Source organism: Stenotrophomonas sp. MYb57 (assembly GCF_002966815.1).
Classification (GTDB): Bacteria; Pseudomonadota; Gammaproteobacteria; order Xanthomonadales; family Xanthomonadaceae; genus Stenotrophomonas; species Stenotrophomonas indicatrix.
In genome coordinates, this window is record NZ_CP023271.1 from 1,053,150 (window position 1) to 1,078,521 (window position 25,372).

Annotated in this window: 29 protein-coding genes and 1 pseudogene; 10 read left to right on the forward strand and 20 right to left on the reverse strand. The window is 66.2% G+C overall.

Translation table 11 applies throughout. The annotated features are described in order from the left end of the window. Position 1: 1 nt before the first annotated feature. The 16 genes from CLM74_RS04820 to CLM74_RS04890 all read right to left on the reverse strand — a co-directional run bounded on the left by CLM74_RS04820 (position 2) and on the right by CLM74_RS04890 (position 11,818). Positions 2-2,203 carry a tail fiber domain-containing protein gene (locus CLM74_RS04820; RefSeq protein WP_105163541.1) on the reverse strand — a complete coding sequence of 734 codons (2,202 nt, stop codon included), beginning with the start codon at positions 2,201-2,203 and terminating at the stop codon, positions 2-4. A 7-nt stretch (positions 2,204-2,210) separates the two neighbouring features. Then, positions 2,211-2,990 (reverse strand): phage tail protein I, encoded by a 780-nt coding sequence (locus CLM74_RS04825; protein WP_105163542.1) that lies wholly within the window; start codon positions 2,988-2,990, stop codon positions 2,211-2,213. Further along, the gene (locus CLM74_RS04830) at positions 2,983-3,879 is read right to left on the reverse strand and encodes a baseplate J/gp47 family protein (RefSeq protein ID WP_105163543.1); all 897 of its coding nucleotides are present in this window, start codon (positions 3,877-3,879) and stop codon (positions 2,983-2,985) included. The genes CLM74_RS04825 and CLM74_RS04830 overlap by 8 nt, the downstream gene beginning before the upstream one ends. A 2-nt stretch (positions 3,880-3,881) precedes the next feature. Beyond that, entirely contained in the window at positions 3,882-4,220 is a 339-nt protein-coding gene (locus CLM74_RS04835; protein ID WP_089239202.1) for a GPW/gp25 family protein, read from the reverse strand. Positions 4,221-4,272: 52 nt separating this feature from the next. After that, positions 4,273-4,863, reverse strand: coding sequence for a phage baseplate assembly protein V (locus tag CLM74_RS04840; RefSeq protein WP_105163544.1), 591 nt, complete (start codon positions 4,861-4,863; stop codon positions 4,273-4,275). Then, positions 4,860-5,414, reverse strand: a complete 555-nt coding sequence (locus CLM74_RS04845) for a hypothetical protein (protein ID WP_105163545.1) — start codon at positions 5,412-5,414, stop codon at positions 4,860-4,862. Before CLM74_RS04845 ends, CLM74_RS04840 begins: the two co-directional genes overlap by 4 nt. Positions 5,415-5,533: 119 nt before the next feature. Next, positions 5,534-5,812, reverse strand: a complete 279-nt coding sequence (locus CLM74_RS21430) for a hypothetical protein (RefSeq protein ID WP_158684101.1) — start codon at positions 5,810-5,812, stop codon at positions 5,534-5,536. Next, a complete protein-coding gene (locus tag CLM74_RS04850) occupies positions 5,787-6,161 on the reverse strand; it encodes a hypothetical protein (protein ID WP_234003422.1) in 375 nt (124 codons plus the stop codon). The genes CLM74_RS21430 and CLM74_RS04850 overlap by 26 nt, the downstream gene beginning before the upstream one ends. Beyond that, positions 6,161-6,646 (reverse strand): glycoside hydrolase family 104 protein, encoded by a 486-nt coding sequence (locus CLM74_RS04855; RefSeq protein WP_105163547.1) that lies wholly within the window; start codon positions 6,644-6,646, stop codon positions 6,161-6,163. Before CLM74_RS04855 ends, CLM74_RS04850 begins: the two co-directional genes overlap by 1 nt. Beyond that, the gene (locus CLM74_RS04860) at positions 6,643-6,993 is read right to left on the reverse strand and encodes a hypothetical protein (RefSeq protein ID WP_093817511.1); all 351 of its coding nucleotides are present in this window, start codon (positions 6,991-6,993) and stop codon (positions 6,643-6,645) included. The genes CLM74_RS04855 and CLM74_RS04860 overlap by 4 nt, the downstream gene beginning before the upstream one ends. After that, positions 6,990-7,439, reverse strand: coding sequence for a Mor transcription activator family protein (locus CLM74_RS04865; RefSeq protein ID WP_105163548.1), 450 nt, complete (start codon positions 7,437-7,439; stop codon positions 6,990-6,992). Before CLM74_RS04865 ends, CLM74_RS04860 begins: the two co-directional genes overlap by 4 nt. Before the next feature lie 340 nt (positions 7,440-7,779). Further along, positions 7,780-8,163, reverse strand: a complete 384-nt coding sequence (locus CLM74_RS04870) for a hypothetical protein (RefSeq protein ID WP_105163549.1) — start codon at positions 8,161-8,163, stop codon at positions 7,780-7,782. A gap of 167 nt (positions 8,164-8,330) precedes the next feature. Beyond that, positions 8,331-8,867, reverse strand: a complete 537-nt coding sequence (locus CLM74_RS04875; protein WP_105163550.1) for a hypothetical protein — start codon at positions 8,865-8,867, stop codon at positions 8,331-8,333. 41 nt (positions 8,868-8,908) lie between these two features. Beyond that, positions 8,909-9,136 (reverse strand): hypothetical protein, encoded by a 228-nt coding sequence (locus CLM74_RS04880; RefSeq protein WP_105163551.1) that lies wholly within the window; start codon positions 9,134-9,136, stop codon positions 8,909-8,911. Between the two features lie 82 nt (positions 9,137-9,218). Next, on the reverse strand, positions 9,219-9,482 hold the full coding sequence (locus CLM74_RS04885) for a hypothetical protein (protein ID WP_105163552.1): 264 nt from the start codon (positions 9,480-9,482) through the stop codon (positions 9,219-9,221). Beyond that, complete coding sequence (locus CLM74_RS04890) at positions 9,482-11,818, reverse strand: VapE domain-containing protein (RefSeq protein WP_105163553.1); 2,337 nt, start codon at positions 11,816-11,818, stop codon at positions 9,482-9,484. Before CLM74_RS04890 ends, CLM74_RS04885 begins: the two co-directional genes overlap by 1 nt. A 487-nt stretch (positions 11,819-12,305) precedes the next feature. Here CLM74_RS04890 and CLM74_RS04895 point away from each other — a divergent pair, with 487 nt between their 5' ends. From CLM74_RS04895 to CLM74_RS04915, 5 genes are all read left to right on the forward strand, one after another. Continuing rightward, positions 12,306-12,530: a hypothetical protein gene (locus CLM74_RS04895; protein ID WP_099842021.1), complete on the forward strand. Its 225-nt coding sequence runs from the start codon at positions 12,306-12,308 to the stop codon at positions 12,528-12,530. A gap of 11 nt (positions 12,531-12,541) precedes the next feature. After that, a complete protein-coding gene (locus tag CLM74_RS04900; RefSeq protein WP_089239227.1) occupies positions 12,542-12,796 on the forward strand; it encodes a hypothetical protein in 255 nt (84 codons plus the stop codon). A 227-nt stretch (positions 12,797-13,023) separates the two neighbouring features. Continuing rightward, positions 13,024-13,413: a DUF2946 family protein gene (locus CLM74_RS04905; protein ID WP_105163554.1), complete on the forward strand. Its 390-nt coding sequence runs from the start codon at positions 13,024-13,026 to the stop codon at positions 13,411-13,413. Positions 13,414-13,531: 118 nt separating this feature from the next. Further along, positions 13,532-15,670, forward strand: a complete 2,139-nt coding sequence (locus CLM74_RS04910; RefSeq protein WP_105163555.1) for a TonB-dependent receptor — start codon at positions 13,532-13,534, stop codon at positions 15,668-15,670. An 11-nt stretch (positions 15,671-15,681) separates the two neighbouring features. Further along, positions 15,682-17,277, forward strand: a complete 1,596-nt coding sequence (locus tag CLM74_RS04915; RefSeq protein ID WP_105163556.1) for a PepSY-associated TM helix domain-containing protein — start codon at positions 15,682-15,684, stop codon at positions 17,275-17,277. Here the strand turns inward: CLM74_RS04915 and CLM74_RS04920 are convergent. Beyond that, positions 17,193-17,555, reverse strand: a pseudogene (locus CLM74_RS04920) (MFS transporter); the annotation flags it as partial. The gene CLM74_RS04915 and the pseudogene CLM74_RS04920 overlap by 85 nt on opposite strands. 154 nt (positions 17,556-17,709) lie before the next feature. Here CLM74_RS04920 and smqnr point away from each other — a divergent pair. Next, positions 17,710-18,357 (forward strand): SmQnr family pentapeptide repeat protein, encoded by a 648-nt coding sequence (gene smqnr, locus CLM74_RS04925; protein ID WP_025874060.1) that lies wholly within the window; start codon positions 17,710-17,712, stop codon positions 18,355-18,357. Positions 18,358-18,372: 15 nt separating this feature from the next. Here the strand turns inward: smqnr and CLM74_RS04930 are convergent, their stop codons facing one another. After that, positions 18,373-19,056 (reverse strand): class I SAM-dependent methyltransferase, encoded by a 684-nt coding sequence (locus CLM74_RS04930; RefSeq protein ID WP_105163557.1) that lies wholly within the window; start codon positions 19,054-19,056, stop codon positions 18,373-18,375. Positions 19,057-19,173: 117 nt separating this feature from the next. On the opposite strand from CLM74_RS04930, the gene CLM74_RS04935 reads away from it, so the two are divergent. Next, positions 19,174-19,647 (forward strand): hypothetical protein, encoded by a 474-nt coding sequence (locus tag CLM74_RS04935; protein ID WP_158684102.1) that lies wholly within the window; start codon positions 19,174-19,176, stop codon positions 19,645-19,647. 69 nt (positions 19,648-19,716) lie between these two features. Here CLM74_RS04935 and CLM74_RS04940 read toward each other — a convergent pair whose 3' ends face one another. Continuing rightward, a complete protein-coding gene (locus CLM74_RS04940) occupies positions 19,717-21,108 on the reverse strand; it encodes a PLP-dependent aminotransferase family protein (RefSeq protein ID WP_059063268.1) in 1,392 nt (463 codons plus the stop codon). Positions 21,109-21,241: 133 nt separating this feature from the next. Between CLM74_RS04940 and CLM74_RS04945 the strand changes: the two genes are divergently transcribed. From CLM74_RS04945 to CLM74_RS04955, 3 genes are all read left to right on the forward strand, one after another. Further along, positions 21,242-22,105 (forward strand): DMT family transporter, encoded by an 864-nt coding sequence (locus CLM74_RS04945; protein ID WP_099785940.1) that lies wholly within the window; start codon positions 21,242-21,244, stop codon positions 22,103-22,105. Positions 22,106-22,184: 79 nt separating this feature from the next. Beyond that, entirely contained in the window at positions 22,185-23,066 is an 882-nt protein-coding gene (locus tag CLM74_RS04950; RefSeq protein WP_049467249.1) for an SDR family oxidoreductase, read from the forward strand. A gap of 39 nt (positions 23,067-23,105) precedes the next feature. Further along, a complete protein-coding gene (locus CLM74_RS04955) occupies positions 23,106-23,990 on the forward strand; it encodes a LysR family transcriptional regulator (protein ID WP_025874053.1) in 885 nt (294 codons plus the stop codon). A gap of 464 nt (positions 23,991-24,454) precedes the next feature. On the opposite strand, the gene CLM74_RS04960 is transcribed toward CLM74_RS04955, so the two are convergent. After that, positions 24,455-25,351: a LysR substrate-binding domain-containing protein gene (locus CLM74_RS04960; RefSeq protein WP_105164933.1), complete on the reverse strand. Its 897-nt coding sequence runs from the start codon at positions 25,349-25,351 to the stop codon at positions 24,455-24,457. Positions 25,352-25,372 lie beyond the last annotated feature (21 nt).

Here is a 25,372-nt window from a genome sequence, read left to right on the forward strand (position 1 = left end):
GTCAGCGCTCCGCCTTCAGTGCGTGCACTTCTGCGGCCAGTTCCTGGATGGCTTTGGCCATGACCGGCAGCAGTTGGTCGAGCTTGACCGTGGCGACGCGTTCGCCGTTGAACTCGACACCTTCCAGGTTGACGGCCTCGGGTACGAGTTCGGCAAGCTGTTCGGCGACAAAGAAGAGACGACGGCGGCCGTCGCTGTTGTATTCCGGCTTGTAGTGACCGGTAGCCAGTTCCATGCGCTCGACGACAGCCAGGCCGTATTCGACCGATCCCCCGATGTCTTTGAGCTTGCGCGACGAACCGATGTCGAAGCCGCCGGTAGTGGTGAGCGCTCCGTTGCCGTTCAAGGTCATCAGGCCGCCCATGCTGCTCGGGTAGGTACTGATACCCCACTGCATGGTGCCGGCAGCCATCCACCAGCCACCCTGTATCGAGTTGTCCAGCATCCCAAAGCCACCGCCGAAGGAGCCTTCGGAGGTGAAGCCGAAACCGGTAATGCCCGTGCCGGGATTCGGGAATTCAGGCGAGGTGGTTACCTGCCCGGAATTGGACATGCGGATGCCACGTCGCATCGATGGGTTGTAGAAGTGAAAGCCGTTGCTGATCGCGTGCATTTCCGCGAAGCTGCTGCCGTCTCCGGTAACCGATTCGAGGGTTGTGCGAGGGAAGCCGTTCAGCGTCTGCGAGTGGAACCTGATGCCTGGCTGGGATTCGCCAGCTGCCCTGAACAGCGAAGGACCGTTGGCGAAGATGCCGGAATTGAAGGTGTGCCGTGTCCCGTAGTAGTTCATTGGCACGTAGGCATCAACAGCGGGGTTCGTGCCCATGATGCACGGGTAGCCGTCCCCGGAAATGGTGATGCGCACCTTGTTTCCGCTGGCCGGGCCAGCCGTGATGTGCGAGAGGTTCTTCAGCTCGCCGGTCATGGTGTCGCCAGACTTGTTTACCTTGCCTGCCGGATCGAAGTTTCCACTCGTCCAGATCGAGCCACCAGCACTCAACGTGGTGGTGTAACCACCGGCGGAATTGGCGAAGGTGAAGTTCGGGCCGTTCTTGAACAGGTACGAGCTAGCATCGCCCAGGACCAGCACGCCATCGTTGGCGACGCCGTTCCAGCCGTATGAGCGCAGCGAATTTCCGTTCACCGCGACGTGGCCGGTGAACGTGCCTCCGGTCTTGTCCATTTTGGTGTCCGGCACAAAGTTGCCGGCATGCCACATCGCAGAGCCGTTCCAGCGCGGGCTGTCGCCGTGCTTGATGGTGATTTCACTACTGGCCGCGCGATCATTGCTCCATACCCGCCACAGGCCTGCGTTGGCCCAGCCGCCGATGAAGGATTGCTCTGCACCCTGGGCGCCAAAGCCCACCAGCGGATACGTCCCGCCGACAAACTGCTGATCGGTGAAACTATTGGTTCCCTTGACCGCCTTGGCATCCAACACTCCCTGCAGCCCGGTCACATCCGCGATGACATGCTTGTGGCCGACAGTAGCGAAGTCACCCGCCAGGGCGAACGCGGATGCGTGCTTGCCATCCAGGGTATCGGCATCCAAGCCGTTGCCATGGCCAGTGTCCTTCAGTGCGGCACCCTTCAGCTCCAACGCGGTGCGTGCGGCGGCCGTGGTTGCGGCAGACAGCAAGGTCCTGGCCAGTGCAGTGGGCGCAGCAGCACCAAAGCGCTTGTCCGTGAATGCACGCAGGCCGCGCGGAGTCACCGCGCGCTGGGTGTCAGCCCCGTCTTCCGCCTCGTTGTTGGTGGCCAGCTCGACCACGCCCAGCACCTCGGTGGTGGCCGGCGGGTAGATGAACTCGGCGTTGCCGAACTGGATCTGCGTGATGTCCACGTCGGTGAAACGCACATCAGTGGCGAGCAGCAGCATCGATGCAGCCGACTTTTCCATGATCGGATCGATCTGGCCGTAAGTGGCGAACAGCGTGCCGTCAGCCAGGTACAGGCCGAATCCGCGCAGCGAATAGGCGGTGGCACTGTCGTCGCGGATGGTCACGTGCAGCGTGTCATCGCCCACGGCCTGGCCGCCGAAGGTCGCGACCCGCTTGATCTCGCCTGGCAGCGCGGTCAGGTCGCCCGAAGGTGCGAATGCCGTGGACGTCAGGCCGATCTGGGCGATCAGAACGGCATTGGTGCCGGTATTCGGCGGATTGACCAGCTTGGCGAAGCCGGCGTCGGTGATTTTCAAGCGCATGCGGGTTTTACTCTCCGATCAGTTGGATGCGGCGGAAGGCCGTGGCGTGTGCGGCTGCAAGCGCGCCGATTGCTGCGTCGGCCTGCATGCCCTGGGTGAAGGTGAAGTGTGATCGCACCGGCTTGGTGCGGGTGATCTCGCCAATGACGTCGTCGACGAACATCGCGGTGGCCGACGTGCCGCCCTGGTTGGCAATGGTCATCACCGCTTCGAAGGTGTGCGGCGGTCCCTTCGGCTGCAGCTGCCACCACTCGCGGATCAGCACCGAGCCACCGAACGCAGCAACCACATCGCGGACGCTGCCGGCGGTGCCCTTGCGGCGCTGGATGGCGATGGCGGCACGCACGCGGGCGCGCTTGACCGGTTCGGGCCAGTACGCCTTCCATTCGTCCACCGAGAGCGCCCATGCCAGCCAGGGCAGCAATGCGGCCGGACAGCGATCGGCATCCCACAGGGCGGTGATGTCCACCGGCAGTGGACGGGCAACAATTGCCTGCGACAGTGCGCGCTCGGCCTGGGAGGCATTGGGCGGCAGCAGGTTGGCTGAGGTCGGCACCCGGACCTGTGCGTCGCCGTCGATGATCACGCCAGGGGCAGGCGCGGTTGCGAGCGTGATCACGCCACCGCTGATGGAAACATCGTCCACGCGCCGGCGCCCCTGCCCATCCGTGCGATATACCGCTTGCAACGTTGCCAGCATGCCGCCGGGATGGCGGAATACCTGGTTCTTCCCATCAACCGCGCCACGCAGACGCGCATTTACCAAGCGCGTGGTGACCTCACTCATCGTTGCCACCATGCGCCAGCGTGACCGCGGTGCAGTACGTGGCCTGGGTGCGGTCCACCACCACGTCTGCGGCGGGGCTCTCGATCACCACGCGCTGTACGCCTTCGGCATGCAGTGCAGCGAACAGCCCGGAGCGGGTAACGTCGCGGCCAAGCCGATGCGATTCGACGATGTAGCGGTCCAGGCGCATGCGCGCTTCGGCCAGCACGACCTGTGAGTCGGGCCCAGCGAAGGTGTACAGCGTAGCGGCGACGGCGTAGTTGATGATGCTCGCCGGTTTCACCAGCACGTGATCGGTCAACGGGCGCACGTCATCCGCGCTCAGCTTCGCCTCGACCACATCGAGCAGGCCCTGGGTGGCGGTGCCGTCCGCTTCACGCGACAGCACCGACACCACCACTTCGCCAGGCGTGCTGCTGGTGGCGCTGGCGTCCAGCACGCGCGGATCCGCGCTTAGTGCATGGAATACATAGGCACCTTCCGGGCCTGCCACGCTGAAGCCCTCCGGCCCCAGCTGGATGCGGCGACGGAAGTCCTCGTCGTTTTCATAGCGGGGAGGGATGCCCTCCTGCGGCATGCCCGGATCGAGCTCCAGGCGTGCGATGCCGAAGAGTGCCGCCAGCTGATCCAGATCGCTGCCCACCGCGTAGGCGAGCATGACACCGCGCGCGGCATCGTTGACGCGCTGTCGATCGAGCAGGCGCAGGTAGGTGCAGACTTCGAGAATCTTGAAGGCGGGGTCCGACGGCAGCAGCGCGTCGAACGTGGGGTCCAGGGCCTGTAATGCCGTCAGCGACTCATCGAACATGGCTTCGAAATCGAGCACTTCGATGACCGCCGGGGCTGGCAGCTGGGAGAGATTGACACTGGTGAACGAGCCGGATGCCACGGTTAGCGAACCTCGATTCCTTCGATGGTGATGGCCTCGCCATCGGGCAGGTGGATCCCGGTTACTGCCAGGATCATCACGCCGGGGGCGGGGAGGGAGACGTCGACGTTCTCGACGTGAAGCCGCGGTTCCCATCGCGCGAGTGCGTCGACGGTGGCCGCGATCAGGTCCATGCGCAGGGAGCGGTTGGTCGGCGCATCGATCAGTTCGAAGATGCGCGAGCCGTACTCGCGACGCAGGACGCGGGAGCCAAGGGGTGTGGTGAGAACGTCACGCACGGACTGGTGCAGATGGGCCAGCCCATCCAGGGATTTGCCGGTGTTGGCGTCGATTCCTCGCATGGTCTCTATCGTCGTGGAGTACGGGTTTTCAGGGCATTGCAGCGATGGCCTATCACGGCTGTGCAGGCGTGGTGGGTGCGGTCGGGCCCTGGGCGGTGTGTTTGTGTGAATTCAGGCTGATGGCGCCGGCTTTGACGTCGGCCGATGTGCTGATGTCCTTGCCTGCTGTGATCGCACCGGTGACGTCCAGATCGCCGGTGGCCTTGAGCGTCGGCGTGTCGAGCAACACCGATTCGCTGGCATGCACTTCTGCGTTTGCGCAGTTGACGATGACCTTGCCGCTGCCGACGGTGATGGTCAGCGTGGTGGTTTGGCGGTCGTACTCGACGAGGCTGCCGTCGGCGTACTGCGTGCGCTGCAGCTGGCGCGTGTCGGCGGGTGCGGGAAAGCGGTCCTGGTACAGGCTGCCGAGCACCAGGGCCTGGCCGGGGTCGCCATACGGGCAGGCCAGCACCACCTGTTCACCCGGCTCCGGTGCGCACCAGCTGCGCACGCCGGGTCCCGCACGACGTTCCAGCCAGGGAATCCAACCGGTGAGCATGCCGTCGGCATCGACGCGCACGCGGCCGCCGGCTTCATCAAGTTCGCGCACGACGCCGATCATCAACAGGTTGCCGATCAGCCGGGCATGTTCGGCGCTCATGGCGTGTCCTCCGCGAGTGGCTGGTAGCGCCGCTCATGGGCGCGGCCGATCTCCGGTGCGAAGCTGTAGGACGCGTGCGGCACTACGCCATCGCCGTCCTCCCAGGCATTGCCGCCCAGCGCGATGGGCACTGACCATTCCACGATCCACGTGCGCAGGTCGGGCTGCGCCGCTGCGGCATCCTCTGGAAGCGCTGCGATTACCTCGATCGCGCCACTGGGCGCACCCGGAAAGCGGCCGAGCTGATGCAGCCAGGTGGCGAGGTTTACAGCGATCCGGCGCAGCTGCAGGGCAGAATCGGCTGCCGCGGACTGCACGCAGATGCGTGCTTCAAAGCGCAGCAGGGCCTGCAGTTGGCCGCTGCCATCATCGCTGTCCTTGCCGCGATCACAGCGAGTCATCGCCAGCAGGCAGGCGGGCGTGGGTGGCGCACCACTGTTGGCGTCGCGATAGAACTCGACGGTCGCGAAGTCCGCAAAGCGTGTTCGGATCGCCGCTTCGATGGCGGCGTGCAGCGCGTCGAAGGTGGAGGAAGGGGTATCGGTTGCCATGTCAGCTCATGCGATGAATGGAAGGAAGAACGCGACTGGCCGCAGCACGCGCTTTCTGCAAGCAGTGTTGCCATCGCCCGGGGCGCGGGACATTGCACGCGTGGCCGTGACTGGCCCGCTCAGTGCTCGTGTGGGCCGCTATGTCTGGTGTTGCCCGCGGGGATGCAACCGGCAGGCGTCAGCGGTGCTGCACCATTGATGGTGAAGCCGTGCTGGCTGCCGAGGCTGCACAGCAGGGCGCGCATCTGGTCGGCCAGTTCGTGGTACTGGCGCGCAACGGCAACGTGGTTGCGCAGCAGCGCATCGTCGTCGGCAGCCTGCAGATCGGGCAGTTCCTGCGGCGCGCGCAGTTGTGCCGGTGCAATGCTGAGGTCAGGGATGAAGAGGGCGGCCGGCATTGGCTTCGCGCCAGATGCGCACGAACTCAGCATCAGCATCGCCGCGGTCGCGGCCAGGAGTCTTGGCATGGGTCTCGATGTCCTGTTGCAGGGTGATGAACTGCTGGGTGCGCCCGGACTGCATGGCCAGGCGCTGTGATTCAGCCTGTGCACCGGCCTGTGCGTTGGTGTGGTCCTGCTGGCGCGCGACGAGCACGGTGTCGGCACGACTGGTCTCCTGCGTGGCCTGTACGCGGATGGCAGCGAGGTCCGCGCTGCGGTCGCGCAACTCCCAGCCCAGCCAGGTGCAACAGGCGTGGCTGGCAGCCAGGCCCAGCAGGGCGATGCGAAGCCTCAGCGGTATCGGCATCACTGCAGGAGCCCGCCAGCGGCGCGATAGGCGGCGCGCAGCGTTTCCAGCGCGTGCTCCTTCTGCCCGTAGCCGGCGCCCGGCAGCGACGCCCAGATGCGCCGGGCGGCGGCGACTGCAGCGTCAAAGCGGCCCAGGCGGATCAGGTCGTAGGCGCCGCACTGCTTGAGCAGCGCCACTGCCGCGCGGTCCTGCGAGACCGGGCCGAAGTCCGGCAGGTCCAGGCGTGCACGCAGGTCGTCCCAGGTGCTGCGCAGGAACTGGTAGCGGCCGGCGGCGCTGGACTTGATGCCGTAGCGCGGCAGCGACACCAGTACGCGTGGATGGTCGCGATGGTCATTGAACAGCTGGCCGCCGACGATCACGTCGTAACCGCGATCGCGGGAGCGCTGGCCGGGAATGTCGGTGCCTTCGGATACGGCCAGCATGTCCAGGAACGCGGCCACGTTGGCGCCGCCGAGGTCGCTCGCTGCTGCGGCGGTCATGCGGCTGCTCCCGACCGTTTGCGCACCAGGTCCAGCAGCGCATCGATCTGCACACTCTGCTGGGCGATCTGTGCGCGCAGGGCGCTGACTTCACCACGCAGCTGGCCGATCTCCTGGGCCATGGCCTCGCGTTCGTGCATCAGCCCATCGGCGCGTGTGCGTTCGGCAGACAGCTGTTCCTGCAGGGTGCGCAGGGTGTTGCTGGTGGCTTCATCGGCGGTGCGGTCGACCTTGGCCGATGACAGCCATTGCCGCAGCCACAACGAAACTGCGATCAATACCCCGGAGGTGCCGCCGAGGTACTTGGCCCAGTCCGGTACGCCGGCCAGCAGGTCGGTCTCGTTCATGCGCGCGCGTATCCCTTCAGCAGGGCCGGATGGACGGCCGGGACCGGGGTGGAACGGGCACCGCGCACGGCGCGCTTGATGGTGGTCTGCGATACGCCGAACTCCTGCGCGACGTGCTCGCGGGGCATGCCGCTGGCTACTGCCCGGGCGATCTGCTCGCGGCGCTCATGCGCACTGGCGGCGAAGCAGGACGCCAGGAACAGCAACTCACCGCCGAAGTGCGCGACGAGGCGCTGGGCTATCTCCAGGCCAAGAATGTCGATCAGTCGATGCTGATCGGGCAGGGTGGAGGGTACGTAGACGATGACGCGGTGGCGTCCGGTGGTGCTGGAGGTCGTCGGCGGCCATGCACGCACCAGCGTGAGGGCTGCGGATTCGCCGATGACCTCGGCAAGGGTCTGGATGCTGTCGGGCAGGGCGTTCATGGCAAGGTTGGTCAGTGGCATTGGTATCCACTGTTGCCATCCCGTCGATCACGTCAACACCTTGCATCTACTTTCGGGTCTTGCGACTGAAAGCATTCAGATGCGTGCGCGAGGACCGGCGAGTACCTGCATGCGCAGGTTTGCAATGAGGCCCTGCCATGCCATCCGGACTTGCCTGTGGTTTCGCTGGTTCTCCCGTACTCCTTGTCCTCACCTGCTGGAAACGGAGACAGGGCAATAGGGGACGGCAGGTACAGGGTGAGGACGGCCACGGTGTTGATGCTCGTGCCGGGCATTTGGGTGCCTGAAACGAAAAAGCCCCGGACGATGCCGGGGCTTCAGGACTGCACGTGGTGCTGGGTCAAAGGTCGAACACCAGGTTGCCGCCGGTCTTGCGCGGGATGTAGCCGGCATCACGCAGCCAGCGGGCTGCATTGACCTGGTCCATGCGCTTGACCGGGAAACGGTTGGCGAACATCAGGAAGCGTGCCACGGTGATCGACTCGCCCTTGCCCTTGAGCGCGGCCAGCGTCTCGATGAACCACGGAGCGGGCGGCTGCTGGCTGCCGGGGCGGGCGGTGGTACGTGCCTGCCTGGCGGCAGTGGCCTCGGGCTGGGCGCTGGCCAGCGAGCACAGCGAAATGAAGATCGCATCCAGACTCACGATGTCCTTGCCACCCTTGGGCTGCGACTTGAACAACGCGATGGCCTTCTGGCGTGTCGACGTGAACTGTTCGACCTCCATGACATTTCCTCTTTGCGAAAGCGGTTGGGGATGCAGGGTGACGGCAGGTGCCGTCATTGATGGGGGACGACCTTACATCATTTTCGCCGATGATGGGCCGGAACCTGCGTTATGGATGAGGAAGCAACGGTCCGGCCCGTCGCACGGCGGCGGCTGCGGCAGGCCGTTCAGATCACGCCACGGCACATCAACTGGTCCAGTGCCATGCGCACCAGATCGGCCGCGCTGCGGTCGTTGTGCAGCTCGAAATCGATCAGCGCGGCGGGCAGCGGCTGGCCGCCGGCATGCAGGTCCACGCTGTCGTGGCCGGGGCGGGTGATGCGGATCACAACGCCACCCTGACGGCGGATGGCGCGCGCCTCGTCAGCGGAATGGACATCGGGAACCAGGCCGCCTTCGGGCAGGCGCGAGAACAACGAGCGTACCCAGAGCTCCGGATGGACATGCTCGCGACGACATTCGGTGCTGGCACGTGGCCGCACCGGGCCATCGAAGGTGTCGCAGCGCAGGGCCAGCGCCGAGGCCAGGCCGTTGGCGAGGGTGTCCTTGCCCACGCCCTTGGCACCGGTGATGCCGATGTACAGTGGTGGCCGCGTCAGAGGGGCGGGGAGCAGCGGCACGCTGCCAAAGGCGGAACCGCAGCGGAATGCGGCCAGCGTGTCGGCGATCATGCGCTGGCTGCTGTCGAGCGAGGCGGGGATCATGCGGTAAGTACTCCTGGGGGAAGGCGCAGGCGCGGCGGCAGTCAGCAATCGCTGCCGGTGGTACTGCGGGCGCGCAGGATGCGCTGGGTGATGCGGCCACCGCGTGCTGCGGCGGCGATCGGGTCGAAGCACAGCATGGCCGTGGACGTGCGGCGGCCGGCGGCGAGGTGGTCGCGGATGGTCCGTTGCGATAGAACCGGCACGCGTTGATGGATCTGCTGCACGGTCAGCTGTTCGCCTTCGAAGGCGTGCAGGCGGGCGCGAGGCATGGCTGGGCTCCTGGAAGGTGGCGTGGCCGTTACCCATATCTTGCCTTTGCAGTCGCTTCTCGTCAACACCTTTCATCTACTGTCATCCATTTCCAGGGCGCGGGGCTGCTGCGTCCCATATCCGCAGCGCGGCCGCTGCCAGCCGATCGCGCTCGGCAAGGCCACGTGCTGCCTGCACGCGCTGAAGGTACTGCTGGCGGTGCCGGCGAGGCCCGATCTTCATCCTGCGTCCGCGCGCATCGATGCAGTGGTAACCGTCCAGCCCCAGCAGGTGTCGTGCCTCGCAGTCCAGGCGCCAGTCGGCGCTGCTGCTACCGACACTGCGTCCGTCGTGGGTCCAAGGCATCAGAACGGTCCGGCGGCGTGCTCGGCAACGCTGCGGCTGCGCGGTGGCATCAGCCACACTTTCGCCCGTTCCTTGCCGATCAGCCTGGTGCGTACCTCATGGCGCTTGACCACGTAGGCTGCCGCCTCGTTGACGTCACGGCGGCTGGGTTTGTCGATGCCCACTGCAATGGCGATCTCGGTGGCGCGATAGGGCACGCTGCGCTGCTCGGCAGGCAGCGACCAGTCGAAGTGACGGTCGATCAGTTCGGCAATCGGCGAGATCGGCTCGTGTTCGCTGTTGGTGGCGTTCAGCGCGTCCAGCTCATCACTCGCCAGATGCCAGGTTTCGCCGTTGCAATAGAGCGCATGCGCTTCGGCCCAGACCTGTTGCATGTCGATCCGGGCAGGCTCGCCCAGCGCCACGGCGTGCACGGTCCACCAGCGCGTATTGCCGGTGGCATCGCGCAGGAAGCGTTCGTCGTTGACACTGGCAAACAGGATCGTGCGCCGGGCATAGCGCGACTCGGTGCGTGCGTAGGGCCGCCGGATTTCATCATGGCTGCGGGAGATGAACGACTTCAATGCCGCGATATCGGTGCGGCGAAACGTGGCATCTACCTCGCCCAGCTCGACGATCCACTTGGAAATGACCTGCTTGACGCTGTCCTTGTTGGCGGGGTCGAGCACCACGCCGTCGGCGATCAGCTGCAGCTCGGCCGGTGCCAGCTGCCGCGCCCAGCGCGTCTTGCCCAGGTTCTGCTTCGACACGAAGGTCAGTACGCCGCGGGCGACCACGCCATCGGGCTCGAATGCGGCGGCAACGCCGGAGATCAACCAGCGTCGCATCAGGATCTCCTTCAGTACGCGGCCGTCGGCCATGCGTGTGGGCTGGGCTTCCTGCACTGTGTCGAAGAACGCCTGCAGGCGTGATTGCCCATCCCATGGCCGTGAGGTGATCCAGCTGGCGACCGGGTTGTACGGATTGGCCTCGGCCACCTGGCAAAGGTTGGTCTCGAAGCTGGCGACGGCCATGCCGGCGCGGTGCATGCAGTCCATCACTTCGCCGGCGGCAACCTCCTTGGCGTTGTCCACGGTGGTCTGCAGGCCGGGAACGAGGATTTCCAGATCCTTGCGGATGACGTTGTAGCGCACGATCACGCCGGTGCGCCGGCACAGTTCGGCCAGGTTGCGCGCGGTCGGCAACGGCCGGCCACGTGCGCTGCAGTCGGGGAACGGGGTGAAGGTGTCGAAAGCGGAGAGGTTGCCAGGCACCAGATAGCGCGCGGCGGCCACTGCCGGCGCCTCATCTTCCGTGGCCGCTTCATCGGCGGTGGCGGCAGGGGCCGGCATCAGTTGCGCACGCAGTGCCTCCAGACCTTCGCGCAGATGCAGGTCGTTGAAGTCGGTGGGGCGGTCATCCTCGTCATGCAGTACGGCGAACTTCGGCCATACCACGCGTGCGTCAATGTCCGCAGCGGCATGCGTTGCCTGGGTGACGCCGGGGTTGTCCAGCGGTTGCCGGGTCCATCGGTCATTGTCGGCGCAGATCACCAGGCTTGCGTCTGGCATGGCGGTGCGCCATGCGCGTGCGACTGCGGCCAGGTTGCCGGCGTCCCAGGCCACCACCACGCACCAGCCGGTCGCCTGATGGATGGAATCCGCCGTGGCGTAGCCCTCGGCGATGGCGATGGGCTGGCCGGACAGCGGCTTGCCGATGAGATGGAAGCAGCCTTGTTTGCGGCCGCCCGCCAGGAAGTCCTTGTCGCGACCGAGCGCCAGGTCCATGCGTGGAAAGATCGCCTGCAGCGAGACGATTCGGCCCGCGGTATTGGTCACCGGGACCAGCAGTGCGTTGTCGATGTGCCGGAACACCAGACCATCGCTGTTGCGCACCGGCCACGCCGCTACGCGCAGCCCGTGCGCCTGGATGCCCTTGCGCACAAGATACGGGTGGCTGGCATCGGCAGGCACTGCACGGTTCCACAGGACATTGGCCGCCTTGGCCGCCGCGTCCTCGCGTTCGCGCTGCTGTCTTTCCCGCTCCGCGCGGGCGGCATCCTGGCGCTGCCGGATCGCGCGTTGTTCGGCGGCGGTCAGGGAGGTCGGCGACTTCGCGCACCAGCCCTGGCGCAGGCCGGTACGCCAACTGCCGAACTCGCCGGCGGGCACGTCGTCGCCGAACAGCACGGCCCAGCCATTACGGGTGCCGCGGCGATCCCCTTCGACGTGGAAGCGTACCAGCGTGCCGTCCGCATTGAGTGCATCTCGGCCAAGCGCATCAGGCACGATGCCGTGTGCGTGCATGGCCTGCAGGAATGCGGGAACGATGTCCTGCACTGGGTGCGGTGTATGCATTCGGCGGGGTCCCCTTGAAGCGTGGTTCGGTTCACAGCGGCCGGTTGCGGCCAGGGTGCTGTGTGCTGCCCGTTGAACGCGGGACATGCGGCGGCTGCCCGGCGCAACGTGGCCAGTGGGTGATGGAAGGTGGTGACGTCATCATGGTGTCGGAGCGGGCTTGTTTTTGCAACACCTTTTGACACCTTGCATCCCCGGCCTCGCATGGCGTCCTTGTCAGCGAGGGATCTGGGATGACAGTCGCAGATCGTCCTCATCGCGACGATGCGTCGCAGCCGGCGAGAACGCATTTTCCGATGATGCCGTTGCCGTTCGATACGGCTCTTCGCCCTCTCTCAACGCCCAACCCGGGCGCCATGCACAAGGAGTCCGCATGTCTGAAAACGAACCCGATGAAGCAGGCCTGTCCGATGCCGTGCTGATGCCGCGCACGACGGTCGCGACGTTCTCAATCGGTGCGACCACCTCCCGGTAAAATACGACTGGCATGACGGACACCATCGACGAAGCGCAGGAACTGGAAGCGCGCCACCTGCAACGCGCCTTGGCCCAGCACGCAGTGCGGGCCGGCAACGTTGTTTCTCTCATACCTACTGGGGAATGTCACAACCCGGACTGCAGCGAAGACTTCGAAAACGATCCGGCCAGACTGTTCTGTGGGCCTGCCTGTGCCGAGCGTTTTGAAGCCATCCATCAACACCGCAACGCATAGGAACAGGGGACATGTCTCTGAACAGCAACGACGCTGGCTTCACCGAACGCATCGCCGGGGTATCGGCCGAGCTCGCCGTATTGATGAGCCTGGTGGAGCACCATATCCATCTGCAGTTGGCCGACCTGGCTGACTCCGGGGATGTGGATGCACAGGAGCGGTTCGCGGTAGCCGATCCGGAGCGCTGGTTGGAGAACGCCCGCAACAGCCTGCAGGCGGGCGTCATGTTCCTGGAACGCGCTGTGCAGCAACCGGCGCGGTTCTAGCGTTGCCGCCAGGGGAGGGAAGGGGGCGCTCACACCAGGCGCCCTTCCGTCCCTTTCTCGCGATATCGGCACAGGGCAAGGATCGGCATGTAGTCGCCTGCGACACGATGTCGCAGGACCGGGGTGGCAACCCTGAACGTGGTCCAAGGTTGGCCCCGGGCTCGTAGAATGGCTGGGTGCGCCGCTCCGTTCTCCACCGCCGGTTCCAGACCCTGGCATGGCTTGCCATGCTGTTGGTGCTGTTCGCGCCTCTGGTGAGCCGCTGGCTGGTACATGGGCACGTTGTTGCGTCTGCCGCACCGGTGGCGGTCATGGATCACGCCCTGCACGCGCAGCACGCGATGGAAGGGCATCACGACCACCACGCGATGGCAATGCAGCATGGCGAAGCGACACCGAAGCCGCCGGCCGATCCACACGCCGACCACGAGATGGGCGTGGACTGCGATTACTGCCTGATTGCCGGCAGGCTGATCACGCTGTTGGTGGCGGCGCTGCTGCTGATGATTCCGCTGGCACCGGTGTGCCGTGCGCTGCGCGGTGCGGTGCAGACGTTGCCGCAGCGGATCTGCGGCACGTTGGGCGCGCGCGGGCCACCGGTGCTGCTGGCCGTCTGAGCGCTTTGCGCACGCGCTGATTGATTTTCCCAGGTTGCCAGGCGTGGCCCGGCACTACCGCGTGCGCCTTTCTTTCTGCTGCCTCGCAGTGCGGGGCGGCCTTGCATGCCGTGAACAAATGAAGACAATCCCCAACCCTGCGCGTCTGTGCAGGGCCGCGCTGCCTGTGCTGTGTATGTCCCTCCTGCACACCATGCCCGCCCTTGCCGACGATGCGGCACCTCCGACAACCCTGGATACCGTCCGCGTGGTCGATACCCGCAGCGGTTCGCTGTCCTCCACCGCCAATACCGTTTCGGCGCTCGGGCTGAGCGTGCTGCAGACGCCGGCCAGCCTGACGGTGATTTCACGCGAGCAGCTGGAGCAGCGCGGCGATTCCAATCTCAACGACGCGATCACCCGCGCTGGCGCGATCAGTGCCATGCCCCATCCCGGCAACGGCCTGAGTGCGCTGTCCAGCCGTGGTTTCACCGATGGCGCCTCGGTGATGCGCCTGTATGACGGCCTGCGCCAGTACGGTGGTGTGGGCATCACCTTTCCGTTCGATACCTGGTCGATCGAGCGCATCGAGGTGCTGCGCGGGCCGGCCTCGGTCATCCACGGCGATGGCGCCATCGGCGGCGTGGTCAACATCGTGCCGAAGAAGCCTTCGCGCGGCGCCATCGAGAACGAGGTCAGCGTAACCCTGGGCAGTGAGGACACTGCGCGCCTGGGCTTCGGCAGTGGCGGTGCGCTCACGCCGGCGCTGGCCTACCGCGTGGATGTCAGCGGCAACTACAGCAGCGGGTGGGTCGATCGCGGCCAGAACGGCGATGCCACGTTCTCTGCTGCGCTGCTATGGCAGCCACGAACGGATCTGCAGTTCACGCTGACCCATGCGCAGGGCTACCAGAAGCCGATGCGCTACTTCGGTACGCCATTGATCGATGGGCGGCAGCTGGGCGCGCTGCGCCACGAGAACTACAACGTGGCCGACAGCGTGATCCGCTTCCGCGACCGCTGGACCCAGCTCGATGCGGCCTGGACGCCGAACGACAACGTGGAGTGGCGCACACGCGTCTACCAGATCGACAGCCAGCGCGACTGGCGCAATGCCGAGGCCTATGTCTACAACGGGCGCACCGGCCTGATCGACCGCTCCGGCAACACCCAGATCACCCACAACCAGGACCAGACCGGACTGACCTCCACGCTGCGCCTGCTGGGCAATGCAGGTGGGCTGCCGAACAGTTTCGCTGTCGGCTTCGATGCCAACCGTGCGCATTTCAAGCACATCAACAACACCTATGCGGGCAGCTCGGGGCCGGTGGATCCTTTCAACCCGGTGCCCGGTGGGTTCAGCAGCGATGCCCCCAACCTGCCGCGTTACCGCAACAGCGCCGAACAGGTCGCGTTGTTCGTGGAAGACCGGCTGGAACTGAGCGAGCGCTGGTCGGTGCTCGCGGGCTTGCGCCACGATCGCGCCACGATCGACCGCAATGACCTGGTCAGCGGCCAGCGTGCGTTCTCCAGGACCTACAACAGCACCGGCTGGCGCGCGGGCACGGTCTTCGCGCTGCAACCAACATTGACCCTCTATGCGCAGTACTCGCAGGCTGCCGACCCGGTCAGTGGTCTGTTGATGATCAGCCCGGCCAACGGCGTGTTCGATCTGGCCAAGGGCAAGCAGATCGAGGTTGGCATGAAGCAGGCCTTCGACGGAGGCGAGTGGACGCTGGCGGCCTATCGCATCCGCAAGACCGGCCTGCTGAGCCGTGACCCGTTGCAGCCCGACCGGCGGGTGCAGGTGGGGGCACAGACCTCAAAGGGAATCGAAGCTTCGTTGAACTGGAACTTCGCTCCACAGTGGTCGCTGGATGCCAACGCGACCGTGCTCAAGGCCGGGTTCGAGGATTTCCTGGAAGCCACCGGCACGCCGGCGGTGATCGTCTCGCGTGATGGCAACGTGCCGCCGAACGTGGCCGAGCGCCTGGCCCACGTCTGGTTGAGCTGGCAGTTCCAGCCCGACTGGAGCGTGGCCAGTGGCGTGCGTTACGTGGGCAAGCGCTATGCCGACAACGCCAACACGCTGCAGCTTCCGGGTTACGCCACCACCGACCTGGCCCTGACCTGGCAGGCCGCGCCGCGCACACGGCTGACCGCGCGCATGTTCAACGTGTTCGACAAGGCGTACTACGCCACGGCGTACTACACCAGCACGCAGTGGCTGCTGGGCGCAGACCGGCGCGTCGAGTTCAGCCTCGACCATCGCTTCTGAGGACGCAGGCCATGTCGTTGCGATCCACCGCCAAACGCTGGACCTACCTGACGCATCGCTGGCTGGGCATCGGCGGGTGCCTGCTGATGTTGCTGTGGTTCGTCAGCGGCATGGTGATGCTGTTCGTCGGCTACCCGAAGCTGACGCCAGCGGAGCGGTTGGCCGCGCTGCCCGCATTGGTCGACGCGCGCGGCTGGCAGGCACTTTCCGTGCTGCCGGAAGTGGTGCGACAGGCGCCTGAGCGGGTCGTGTTGACGACGCTGCGTGGCGAGCCCGCCTACGTGGTGCGCTCCGGCGCGAACGTGGGCGCGTGGTCGGTTCTTACCGGACAGGCATTGCCGCCGGTATCGGCGCAGTTGGCCGAGGTTTCCGCCGCGCAGTTCGCCGGCGGCCCTGCCTTCGTTGGCGCCATGCCGCTGGACGAAGACCGCTGGACGCATTCGCGCGCGCTGGATCCGCATCGACCGCTGTATCGCGTCGGCGTCGGCGGCGCACAGCCCGGTGATGTCTACGTGTCCTCGCGGACCGGCGAAGTCGTGCTGGATGCGCCGCGCCTGCAGCAGCGCTGGAACTATGTGGGTGCGTGGTTGCACTGGCTGTACTTCCTGCGTATGCAGTCGGTGGACCCGGTATGGACCTGGACGGTGATCGTGCTGTCGGCGCTGTGCACGGTGGCCGCGATCAGCGGGGTCGTGGTCGGCATCTGGCGCTGGCGGTTTCGCGGACAATACCGGTCGGGGTCGAAGACGCCGTACCAGGAGCCGTGGATGCGCTGGCATCACCTGATTGGCTTGATGGCGAGCGCATTCGTGTTCACCTGGATCTTCAGTGGGTTAATGTCGATGAATCCGCTGGGAGTGTTCAGCAGCTCTCGTGCCTCGTTTGACGTTGCGCGCTATCAGGGCGTGGTGCCGGTGGATACAGGTGTCATTGCGCAGCCGGCTGCGCTATTGGCTGCAGTGCACACGCCGCGGTTCGTGCCGGTCGAGATCCAGTGGCGACGCATCGGCGGTGAACTTTTCGCGGTGGTGCTGGATGGCAACGCCGATTCGCGCGTGGTCAGAGAGCGGGGCGGCGCACTGCAGGTGTCCAATGCGTTCGGTGCAGAATGGTTGCGGGGCAGGGTCGCGGCGATGTCCGACGCGCGGCTGCGCGGATTCACCATTCTGCAGGCGCCCGATGCCTACTTCTACCCACGCGCTGCAGAGGCGATGAACGGCGCCGCGGTACGTCGCTTTCCGGTGGCGATGGCTGATTTCGATGACGCTGAGGCAACCCGCGTCTATGTCGACCTGGCCACCGGCGATCTGCTGTTGACGCTGGGCAAGCGCGAGCGCGCAGGTCGCTGGCTGTTCTCCTTCCTGCACAGCTGGGACTTGCCGGCAATGCTGCGGCAGCACAGTGCGCGGCTGGTCGTGCTGCTGCTGCTCAGCCTGGCAGGCACCGCGTTATGTGCAACGGCAACCGTCATCGGCTACCGGCGGTTGCGCATGACATTCCGGCACAAGCGCCGCCATGCGCATCACGCCCGCAGCCAGCGCGTCGACACCGCCGCCAGCAACAGCGCCATCGCCACACCGACAAAGGCGGCGATGAGGCCGAAGTGATTGGCGGCGAAACCGATCAGCGCCGGGCCGGCAAGAATGCCGGCAAAGCCGAGGGTGGACACGGCGGTGATGGCGATCGCCCGCGGCATCCGGTTCTGGCTGCCAGCCAGCGAGAACAGCGCCGGTGCGATGGTGGCGCAGCCCAGGCCGGCCAGCACATAGCCGACCAACGACACCTGCCATGGCGTGACCAGGGTGAGCACCAGCACGCCGGCGCAGGCCAGCAGCGCACCGGTCAAGATCGCCCTCTGCCGGCCGATGCGCTCTACCAGGTTGTCTGTGCGTTAATGTGCAGTATCTGGCGTTGGTGGCGGCTCGTAGGGACGCCTGTACACACTGCGGCTGCAGCGCTGGTGAATCGCGCGCGAGTTGGTGCTGTCCATCGCCTTTCCAGCGCGGCATCATGGCAAGGCACCCGGCACGGAACCCTGCATGCCCTCCACTGTTCACCATAAGCTGCGCATCGGCGCCGATCAGTTCACCGGCCAGAAGGTGGTCGACCAGCAGTTCCTGGAATGCGATTTCTCCGGCGCTGACCTCACCGCCACCGAGTTCGTGAACTGCGTTTTCTACGATGCCGACACGCGCACCGGGTGCCGTTTCAGTGGTGCCACGTTGAAGGAAGCCAGCTTCTGCCAGTGCGACATCAGCATGTGCAATTTCAACTTCATCAAGGCGCTGGGGCTGGAAATCAGCGAATGCCGCGCACAGGGTGCCGATTTCAGCAACGCCAGTTTCATGAACCAGATCACCACGCGCAGCTGGTTCTGCAGTGCCTTCATCAAGAAGAGCAACCTGCGCTATGCCAACTTTTCGCGGGTGACGCTGGAGAAGTGCGAGCTGTGGGAGAACCGCTGGGACGGTGCCAACGTGAGCGGCGCCAGTTTTGCAGGGTCGGACCTGTCCGGCGGCCAGTTCGATGGCGTCGACTGGAATTCCGCCAACTTCACCGATTGCGACCTGACCAACTCCGAACTGGGCGAATTGGACCTGCGCAGCACCAACCTGCGTGGCGCCACGCTCGATGTGCAGCAGGTCGCGCTGCTGATGCAGCGGATCGGCATCACCGTGGTGCCATGAGCGTGCGTCGCGGCGCTATACCGGTGTGGCCGGCGCATGTGCCACCCAGCCCCTGAAGCTGAAGCCGGCGTAGAACAGTTCCACGCTCTCGAAGCCGGCCTCCTGCAGCAGCGCCACTTCCTGTTCGGGTGAGAGCAGCGGCAGGCGCTCGGCAATCGCCTCGATCGCGCGCTGTGTATCGGCACGTGGAATGCCGGAAGCCTCGGCGAACGCGGCGTAGCGCTGGAGCCAGCGATGCTTGCCGGCCGCGTCCTGCGACACGCTGTGGTGCGCCACCACCAACGGCGCACCTGCGCGCAGCCGTTGCCGCAGTTCGCGCAGGGTGTGCAGGCGCTGTTCAACGGTGAGGAAGTGCAGGGTCAGCAGGCAGGTGGCGCCGTCGAAGACGGTGCGCGGGGCATCGTCGATGTAGCCTTCCAGCAGCGTCACCTGGGCCATCAACGGCCCCAGGGTCTGTTCGGCCAGCGCGAGCATTGGCGCGGCAGGATCGACGCCGAGCATCCGCCATTGCGGGTGCGCTTCTGCGAAGGCCTTGAGTTCCAGGCCGCCGCCTGCGCCGAGCACCAGCACCTGGCCATCATCGGGTACGTGTTCGGCCAGCAGCAGGTGGCTCATCTGCTGCAGTCCGAGGAAACCGGGTACCTGCCGCAGCGGGCCCTCCGCGTAGCGGGCCACGGCGTGGGGATCGGAGAAGGACATCGGAAGGATTCCTGCGGCAATGGCGAACATCCACTTTACCGTGCTCGGCAAGTGTCGATTGCACAGTGGCCCGCCTTTGCTTAAGGTCTGCGCCTGCATGCATTGAAGAGATCGGGAATGGACCCTCGCAGCCCCGCGATGCCATCGGCGGAAGCCTTTGAACTGGCGCTGACAATGCTGGGACGGGGGGGCGTGGATGAGGAGCAGGCCGAGCGGGCGCTGCTCGCGCTCGGCAGCGAACACTGGCAGATGCGACGCCTGCTGGTGTGGTTGCCTGAAGCCTTCGCCATGGCCCTGATCGGTCATATGGAGCTGGGCGTGCAGCTGCCCGGTACCTTCACCGCCTCCGACGCACAAGGCGAGCTGCATGAACTGCCGCTCGACCGTGAGCCTGTATTCGCTGCCGGTCTCCAGCGCGCCCTGGCCATGTACCACGAAGAGCCACGCGCCGCGTTCCGGGCGATCTGCCAGCGCAGTTCGTCGCTCAATGCGATCGACAACGCCTTGAATACCGGCGCCGATCTGCGGGGCGCCGCGCTTTCGGGTCCGGAGCTTCTGGACATCCCGGCAGAGACCTACCTCGCCCATTGAGCCCGGGGTTTTCAGAGCGCGGGCTTCATCCCGTCTGCTTCCAGGCGATACAGGCCGGTCAATCGCCAGTCATCGTGTACGCGTCTGCAACGCCTTCCCAAGCACCTGCCAGATCTTCGGGTCCTGGCACTGCGACACATTGAAGCGCACGTAGTCGGCAGCGCGCTGCGACTGGCTGAAGGCATTGCCCGGCGCTACCACCACGCCTTCGCGCAGGCACTGCCTGGCCACCGCCGATGCATCGCGGCCATCGGGCAGCTGGCACCACAGGAACAGCCCTGCATCGGGTTGCAGCCATGGCGTGATGCCCAGCTTTTGCACCTGCCGCAGCGTGTGCTTGCGCACATCGGCCAGGCGCGTGCGCACCGCCTGCATGTGTCGGCGGTAGCCACTGTCGGTCAGTGCGATCTGCATCAGGTGCGCGGCCAAGTGCCCACCGCCGAAGCTGGTGGCCAGCTTCAGATCGGTCAGTGCCTCGATCCAGTCCGGGCGCGCGGCGATGTAGCCGCAGCGCGATGCCGCGGAAATGGTCTTTGAGAAACTGCCGACATGGATCACCCGCGACAATCCATCCAGCGCCGCCAGCCGCGGCGCCGGGCGCAGCTCGAAGTCGGCGAAGATGTCATCTTCGATGATGATCAGTTCGCTGTGTTCGGCCAGGCCCAGCAGGCGGTGTGCCGTGGTCGCCGACAGCACCGCGCCGGTCGGGTTGTGCAGCCCGGCGTTGGTGATGTACAGGCGTGGCGCGTGTTCCTGCAGCGCGCTGGCAAACACCTGCAGGTCCGGCCCAGTGTGCGTGTACGGTATGCCGATGGCCTGCACCTGATGGGCCTTCAACATCGCGTGGTAATTGAAATAGCTTGGGTCGTCGACCAGCACGCAGTCACCGGGCTTCAGCAGGAAGCGGCAGATCAGGTCGACCGCGTGCGTCCCCGATTCGGCCAGCAGCAACTGCTCCATCGACGCGTCGATGCCCAGCGTGGCCGCGCGTCGCTGCAGTGTCTGCCGCAATGCCGGCAGACCCAGCGGTCCTGCATAGTCCACCAGCTGCGCGGAGTCGGCGCGGGCCATGCGGCGCAGGCCGCGGCGCAGGCCATCGTGGTACAGCCAGTCGCTGGGCATCCAGCCGCAGCCAGGCTTGAGGTGTCCCGGCGGGGTTTCCAGCGATTGCCGTGATACCCACAGCGGGTCCACCGCGCGATCCAGCCGCGGTTCCATTTCCGCCAGCGCCAGTGGTGCCGCCGGGCCAGCCACGTAGAAGCCGGAGCCGGCGCGCGCGGCGATCACGCCTTCGGCGGCCAAGCGTTCGTAGGCCTCGACCACGGTGGACACGGAAACGCCCATCGCCGTGGCCTGCGCGCGCACCGAGGGCAGGCGGCTGCCCGGGCCATCCAGGCGCGAACTGATGCGGGAGCGGACGGCGTGGATGACGCTGTCGATGCGGCTGGGCGGTCGGGACATGCGCGTGACTGTAAGGGGATTGTGGGCAGTACAGTTACTTGTGACTGTACTGGATTGTAGCTGTGTATCGCCCGTGCCCGGTGGCCCAATGACGGGCACGGCCGGCCATTGCCCGGCATTTCTGGAGCAGGGTGTGGAACGGTCGGCAAGCGGGTGGATCAATGGCTTCATAGGTGTGGTGATCTTCGCCGGCTCGTTGCCGGCCACCCGCCTGGCAGTGATGGAGCTGGACGCCAGCTTCGTCACCGCCGCACGCGCCAGCATCGCCGCGTTGCTGGGGCTGGTGCTGCTGCTGGCATTGCGCCAGCCGCGCCCAGTCAGAAGCGATCTGCCCGGTCTGGTGCTGGTCAGCCTGGGCGTGGTGGTGGGCTTCCCGTTGCTGACCGCGCTTGCCCTGCGCCACGCCTCCTCGGCACATACCATCGTGTTCCTGGGCCTGTTGCCGCTGAGCACGGCGGTATTCGGCGTCCTGCGCGGCGGTGACCGGCCACGCCCGGCATTCTGGGTGTTCTCGCTGCTGGGCAGCGCCTGTGTGGTCGGCTACGCCGCGCGCAACGGCATCGAAGCCTCACTGCAGGCCGACCTGTTGATGCTGGCAGCGATCGTGGTGTGCGGACTTGGCTATGCCGAGGGCGGCCGCCTGGCCCGGCATCTGGGTGGCTGGCAGGTAATCAGCTGGGCATTGCTGCTGGCATTGCCGGTGATGCTGCCGCTGATGGTGGCGATGCGCCCGGCCTCGTTCACGGCGGTGGCCGCGTCGGCCTGGTGGGCGCTGGGGTACGTGGCGGTGTTCAGCATGCTGGTCGGTTTCCTGTTCTGGTATCGCGGCCTGGCCCAGGGCGGTATCGCTGCGGTCGGCCAGCTGCAGCTGCTGCAGCCGTTCTTCGGCCTGGCGCTGGCGGCGCTGCTGCTGCACGAGACCGTCAGCGCCGGCATGTTGCTGGTGACCGTGGCAGCGGTGATCTGCGTGGCCGGCGCCCGCCGCTTCAGCCGATGACGCGCGATAGCGTCGGCGTATCGTGGCGTGCCGCCAACAGTATTGGCCGGGGCCGGCGCGCTTGGTTGAAGCTGTGCCGATGAAACCCAATTCCAGTATCTCGTTCGAAGGCCAGGTGGGCCTGGTAACCGGTGCCGCCGGTGGCCTCGGCCTGGCCTACAGCCGCCTGCTGGCCCAGCGTGGCGCGCACGTGGTGATGCATGACGTGGGCGCCGCGACGGACGGCACGGGTACCGATCCGCAGCGCATCGCCCAAGCGGTGGCAGCACTGCATGCCCAGGGCCTGCCGGTCGAAGCCGCCAGCGGCCCCATCAACCAGCGCAGTGGCTGCCACGCGCTCGTGCAGGACATCCTGCAGCGGCATGGTCGCCTGGACTTCATCATCCACAACGCCGGCTGGGTGGCCTACGCCGGTATTGAAGTGGTGGAAGACGATGCGCTGGAGCAGATGCTGTGCCTGGCGGCGAAGACACCGCTGTGGCTGGCACAGGCGGCATGGCCTGCGATGCGTGCTGCCGGCGGCGGCCGCATCGTGCTGACCACCTCCGATCGCGCGCTGTACCCGCAGTATGCGCAGCGCGGCCTGTGCGGCTACGCGATGGCCAAGCTGGCTGCGCAGGGGCTGGTCAATGTGCTGGCCCTGGAAGGTGCCGAGCACGGCATCGTCGTCAACGCGGTGTCGCCGGTGGCCAAGACCCGCATGTGGGGCATCGACGGGGAACCGGATGAACTGCATCCAGAGGCGGTGGCACCCGGGGTCGCCTTCCTTGCCTCTACGCGGTGCCGGCAGGGTGGCTGGACCCTGCGGGCCAGCAACGGCCAGTTCCATGCATTGCGATTGCAGGAAGCCGAACACGTGGCCTATCCGCGCGACCTGCGTGCGGTGGCAGCGGACAGCATCGAATCGGTGGCCCTGCAGTGGCCGGTCATTGCACGGCCGAGTGTCGACGCGCGCGGTTGAACGCGTACCCTAGGCAGGTCTCCACCTGCCTGCGATGAAATGATCGATCTGCGCCTGCTCCGCCAGTTCGTGGCGGTGGCCGAAGAACTGCACTTCCATCGCGCTGCTGCACGCCTGCACATGTCGCAGCCGCCATTGACGGCGGCGATGCGGCGCCTGGAAGACGAGGTGGGTACCGGGCTGATCGTACGCGGCAACCGCACGCTGGGCCTGACCGCAGCGGGGCAGACGCTGCTGGTGGAGGCGCGTGCAACCCTGCAGCACGCCGAACAGGCGCTGCAGCGCACGCGGGAAGCGGCGGCAGGGCAGACCGGCAGCCTGCGTGTCGGCTACGTCGGCAGCGCACTCTATGGGCGCCTGCCGGCACTGATCCGCCAGTTCCGCCATGCGTTTGCGCAGGTGCAGCTGCATCTGCACGAAGCCACCTCGCGGCAGCAGCAACAGTGGCTGCGCGAGGGCCGCATCGACCTGGGCATCCTGATTCCGCCGATCATTTCCGCAGAGCTGCATCTGCAGGCGTTCGACCATGATCGACTGGCCATTGCCCTGCCGCGCGCGCATCGGTTGGCCGCACGGCCACGGCTGGATGTCGCCGCGCTGGTGGACGAGCCGTTCGTTTCATGGCCGTCGGCCGAAGGCATCGGCTTTCACGCGCAGGTGCTGGGCCTGTGTACTGCTGCCGGCTTCACGCCACGGGTCGTGCAGGAAGCGCAGGGCATGCACGCAGTGCTGTCGCTGGTGGCCGTGGAAGCGGGCGTGGCGATCGTGCCGGCCAGCATGGCCGGGTTCCGTCCCGAAGAAATCGTCTATCGACCACTGGATGGCGGCAACGCTGCGTTCGAGTTGCAGTTCTGCATGCGCCCGGAATCGCCTGCGCCGGTGCTGCAGAATTTCCTGGCGATGGCAGCGCAACCGGTGTCGTGATTGCCAGCTGAGCATCTGTGCTGCGTGCAGTGGTGCGACGCTGATCGGCGTCGTGCATGCCTGCGGAGTGTGACTCGTCCTGCAGTTCTGCCCTTGGAAATCGCACCTGCGGCAAGCCTGAGGCGCGGGCGCGGACAACCCCTACATACCGCCTCGGCGACAGCACTCAGCATGTCCCCGTCGGCCATCATCGGCCGGCTGGGATTGGCGTCCCACAATCAACTCTGGCACGTGATCGGCAGGCGCACGGATGGCGCCTGCGGATCTCGTGACCCGCTGTCCGTGGTGGGCGATGTGTGGGGATCACAATGATCCGCCGGTCAGTCCCAGAGTTGTCCGGTACGCCAACCCGCATCGCCCGCCGCCCGTTCGTGGTCAGCCACGAGTGCGCTGATGGCGCTTGCCTCGGGGGTGGCAATGCGCGTCGTGCATGGGGAGCGGCGGCGGGCGGTGCATCTGTCTGCTCAGCGGGGACGGGCGAACAGATGTTCGGCCGTGTAATCGATGAACACCCGCAAGCGCGCGCTGGGGTGGCGATTGCCCGGCCACAGCAGTGAGAATTGTCCGTGCTGCCGTTCCAGCATCGGCAGCACCTGCTGCAGCCGGCCATCGGCCAGTGCTTCGGCCGCCAGGAAATCAGGCATCCAGGCCACGCCCATGGCACCGATCGCCGCGGCCAGCAGCGCTTCCATGTTGTTGCAGGTCATTGCCGTAGCCAGAGCAGCGCCGGCATCGCCATTCACGCCGGGCAGGCTCCAGGGCTGCAGCGTGCCGGTGGTCGGGAAGCGGAAACGCACCGCCTGCAGTGAACGCAGTTCCGGCAGCGACTGTGGCCAGCCGTGTGTTCGCATGTACACCGGCGCTGCGCACAGCACGAAGTGGAAGCTGCCGAGGCGACGCGACATCAGGCTGGAATCGGCCAGTTCACCGCTGCGTATCACCGCATCCAGCCCTTCGCTGACTACATCCACGAGGCGGTCATTGAAATCAAGTTCCAACTGCACCTGCGGGTAGCGCTGCTGGAAGCCGGGCAGCACCGGCAGCAGAAAACGGTAGCCGATGGTGGGCAGGCCAATCCGCAGCAGGCCGCGCGGAGCGAATTGGCGTTGCGCAAGATCAGCCTGGGCCTCGGATAGTTCATCCAATGCCCGGCGGCAGCGCTGCAGCAGCAGGTCGCCTTCGTCGGTGAGGTGCATGCGGCGCGTGGTGCGGTGGAACAGTCGCGTACCCAGGTCCTGCTCCAGGCGGGCGATCCGCTTGCCCACTGCGGAAGCGGACAGGCCCAGCACCCGGGCGGCACCGACAATGCTGCCGGCCTCGGCGGTGCGGACGAAGGCCAGCAGTGCGGAAATGGAGTCCATGGCGGAATGATTGCGGAACAT

Excerpts from the sequence above, each read along its gene's own strand:
- CLM74_RS04820 (WP_105163541.1), bottom strand. The coding sequence starts at position 2,203 with ATGCGCTTGAAAATCACCGACGCCGGCTTCGCCAAGCTGGTCAATCCG.
- CLM74_RS04825 (WP_105163542.1), bottom strand. The coding sequence starts at position 2,990 with ATGAGTGAGGTCACCACGCGCTTGGTAAATGCGCGTCTGCGTGGCGCG.
- CLM74_RS04835 (WP_089239202.1), bottom strand. The coding sequence starts at position 4,220 with ATGCGAGGAATCGACGCCAACACCGGCAAATCCCTGGATGGGCTGGCC.
- CLM74_RS04840 (WP_105163544.1), bottom strand. The coding sequence starts at position 4,863 with ATGAGCGCCGAACATGCCCGGCTGATCGGCAACCTGTTGATGATCGGC.
- CLM74_RS04845 (WP_105163545.1), bottom strand. The coding sequence starts at position 5,414 with ATGGCAACCGATACCCCTTCCTCCACCTTCGACGCGCTGCACGCCGCC.
- CLM74_RS21430 (WP_158684101.1), bottom strand. The coding sequence starts at position 5,812 with ATGCCGGCCGCCCTCTTCATCCCTGACCTCAGCATTGCACCGGCACAA.
- CLM74_RS04850 (WP_234003422.1), bottom strand. The coding sequence starts at position 6,161 with ATGCCGATACCGCTGAGGCTTCGCATCGCCCTGCTGGGCCTGGCTGCC.
- CLM74_RS04855 (WP_105163547.1), bottom strand. The coding sequence starts at position 6,646 with ATGACCGCCGCAGCAGCGAGCGACCTCGGCGGCGCCAACGTGGCCGCG.
- CLM74_RS04860 (WP_093817511.1), bottom strand. The coding sequence starts at position 6,993 with ATGAACGAGACCGACCTGCTGGCCGGCGTACCGGACTGGGCCAAGTAC.
- CLM74_RS04865 (WP_105163548.1), bottom strand. The coding sequence starts at position 7,439 with ATGCCACTGACCAACCTTGCCATGAACGCCCTGCCCGACAGCATCCAG.
- CLM74_RS04870 (WP_105163549.1), bottom strand. The coding sequence starts at position 8,163 with ATGGAGGTCGAACAGTTCACGTCGACACGCCAGAAGGCCATCGCGTTG.
- CLM74_RS04875 (WP_105163550.1), bottom strand. The coding sequence starts at position 8,867 with ATGATCCCCGCCTCGCTCGACAGCAGCCAGCGCATGATCGCCGACACG.
- CLM74_RS04880 (WP_105163551.1), bottom strand. The coding sequence starts at position 9,136 with ATGCCTCGCGCCCGCCTGCACGCCTTCGAAGGCGAACAGCTGACCGTG.
- CLM74_RS04885 (WP_105163552.1), bottom strand. The coding sequence starts at position 9,482 with ATGCCTTGGACCCACGACGGACGCAGTGTCGGTAGCAGCAGCGCCGAC.
- CLM74_RS04890 (WP_105163553.1), bottom strand. The coding sequence starts at position 11,818 with ATGCATACACCGCACCCAGTGCAGGACATCGTTCCCGCATTCCTGCAG.
- CLM74_RS04895 (WP_099842021.1), top strand. The coding sequence starts at position 12,306 with ATGACGGACACCATCGACGAAGCGCAGGAACTGGAAGCGCGCCACCTG.
- CLM74_RS04900 (WP_089239227.1), top strand. The coding sequence starts at position 12,542 with ATGTCTCTGAACAGCAACGACGCTGGCTTCACCGAACGCATCGCCGGG.
- CLM74_RS04905 (WP_105163554.1), top strand. The coding sequence starts at position 13,024 with ATGCTGTTGGTGCTGTTCGCGCCTCTGGTGAGCCGCTGGCTGGTACAT.
- CLM74_RS04910 (WP_105163555.1), top strand. The coding sequence starts at position 13,532 with ATGAAGACAATCCCCAACCCTGCGCGTCTGTGCAGGGCCGCGCTGCCT.
- CLM74_RS04915 (WP_105163556.1), top strand. The coding sequence starts at position 15,682 with ATGTCGTTGCGATCCACCGCCAAACGCTGGACCTACCTGACGCATCGC.
- smqnr (WP_025874060.1), top strand. The coding sequence starts at position 17,710 with ATGCCCTCCACTGTTCACCATAAGCTGCGCATCGGCGCCGATCAGTTC.
- CLM74_RS04930 (WP_105163557.1), bottom strand. The coding sequence starts at position 19,056 with ATGTCCTTCTCCGATCCCCACGCCGTGGCCCGCTACGCGGAGGGCCCG.
- CLM74_RS04935 (WP_158684102.1), top strand. The coding sequence starts at position 19,174 with ATGGACCCTCGCAGCCCCGCGATGCCATCGGCGGAAGCCTTTGAACTG.
- CLM74_RS04940 (WP_059063268.1), bottom strand. The coding sequence starts at position 21,108 with ATGTCCCGACCGCCCAGCCGCATCGACAGCGTCATCCACGCCGTCCGC.
- CLM74_RS04950 (WP_049467249.1), top strand. The coding sequence starts at position 22,185 with ATGAAACCCAATTCCAGTATCTCGTTCGAAGGCCAGGTGGGCCTGGTA.
- CLM74_RS04955 (WP_025874053.1), top strand. The coding sequence starts at position 23,106 with ATGATCGATCTGCGCCTGCTCCGCCAGTTCGTGGCGGTGGCCGAAGAA.
- CLM74_RS04960 (WP_105164933.1), bottom strand. The coding sequence starts at position 25,351 with ATGGACTCCATTTCCGCACTGCTGGCCTTCGTCCGCACCGCCGAGGCC.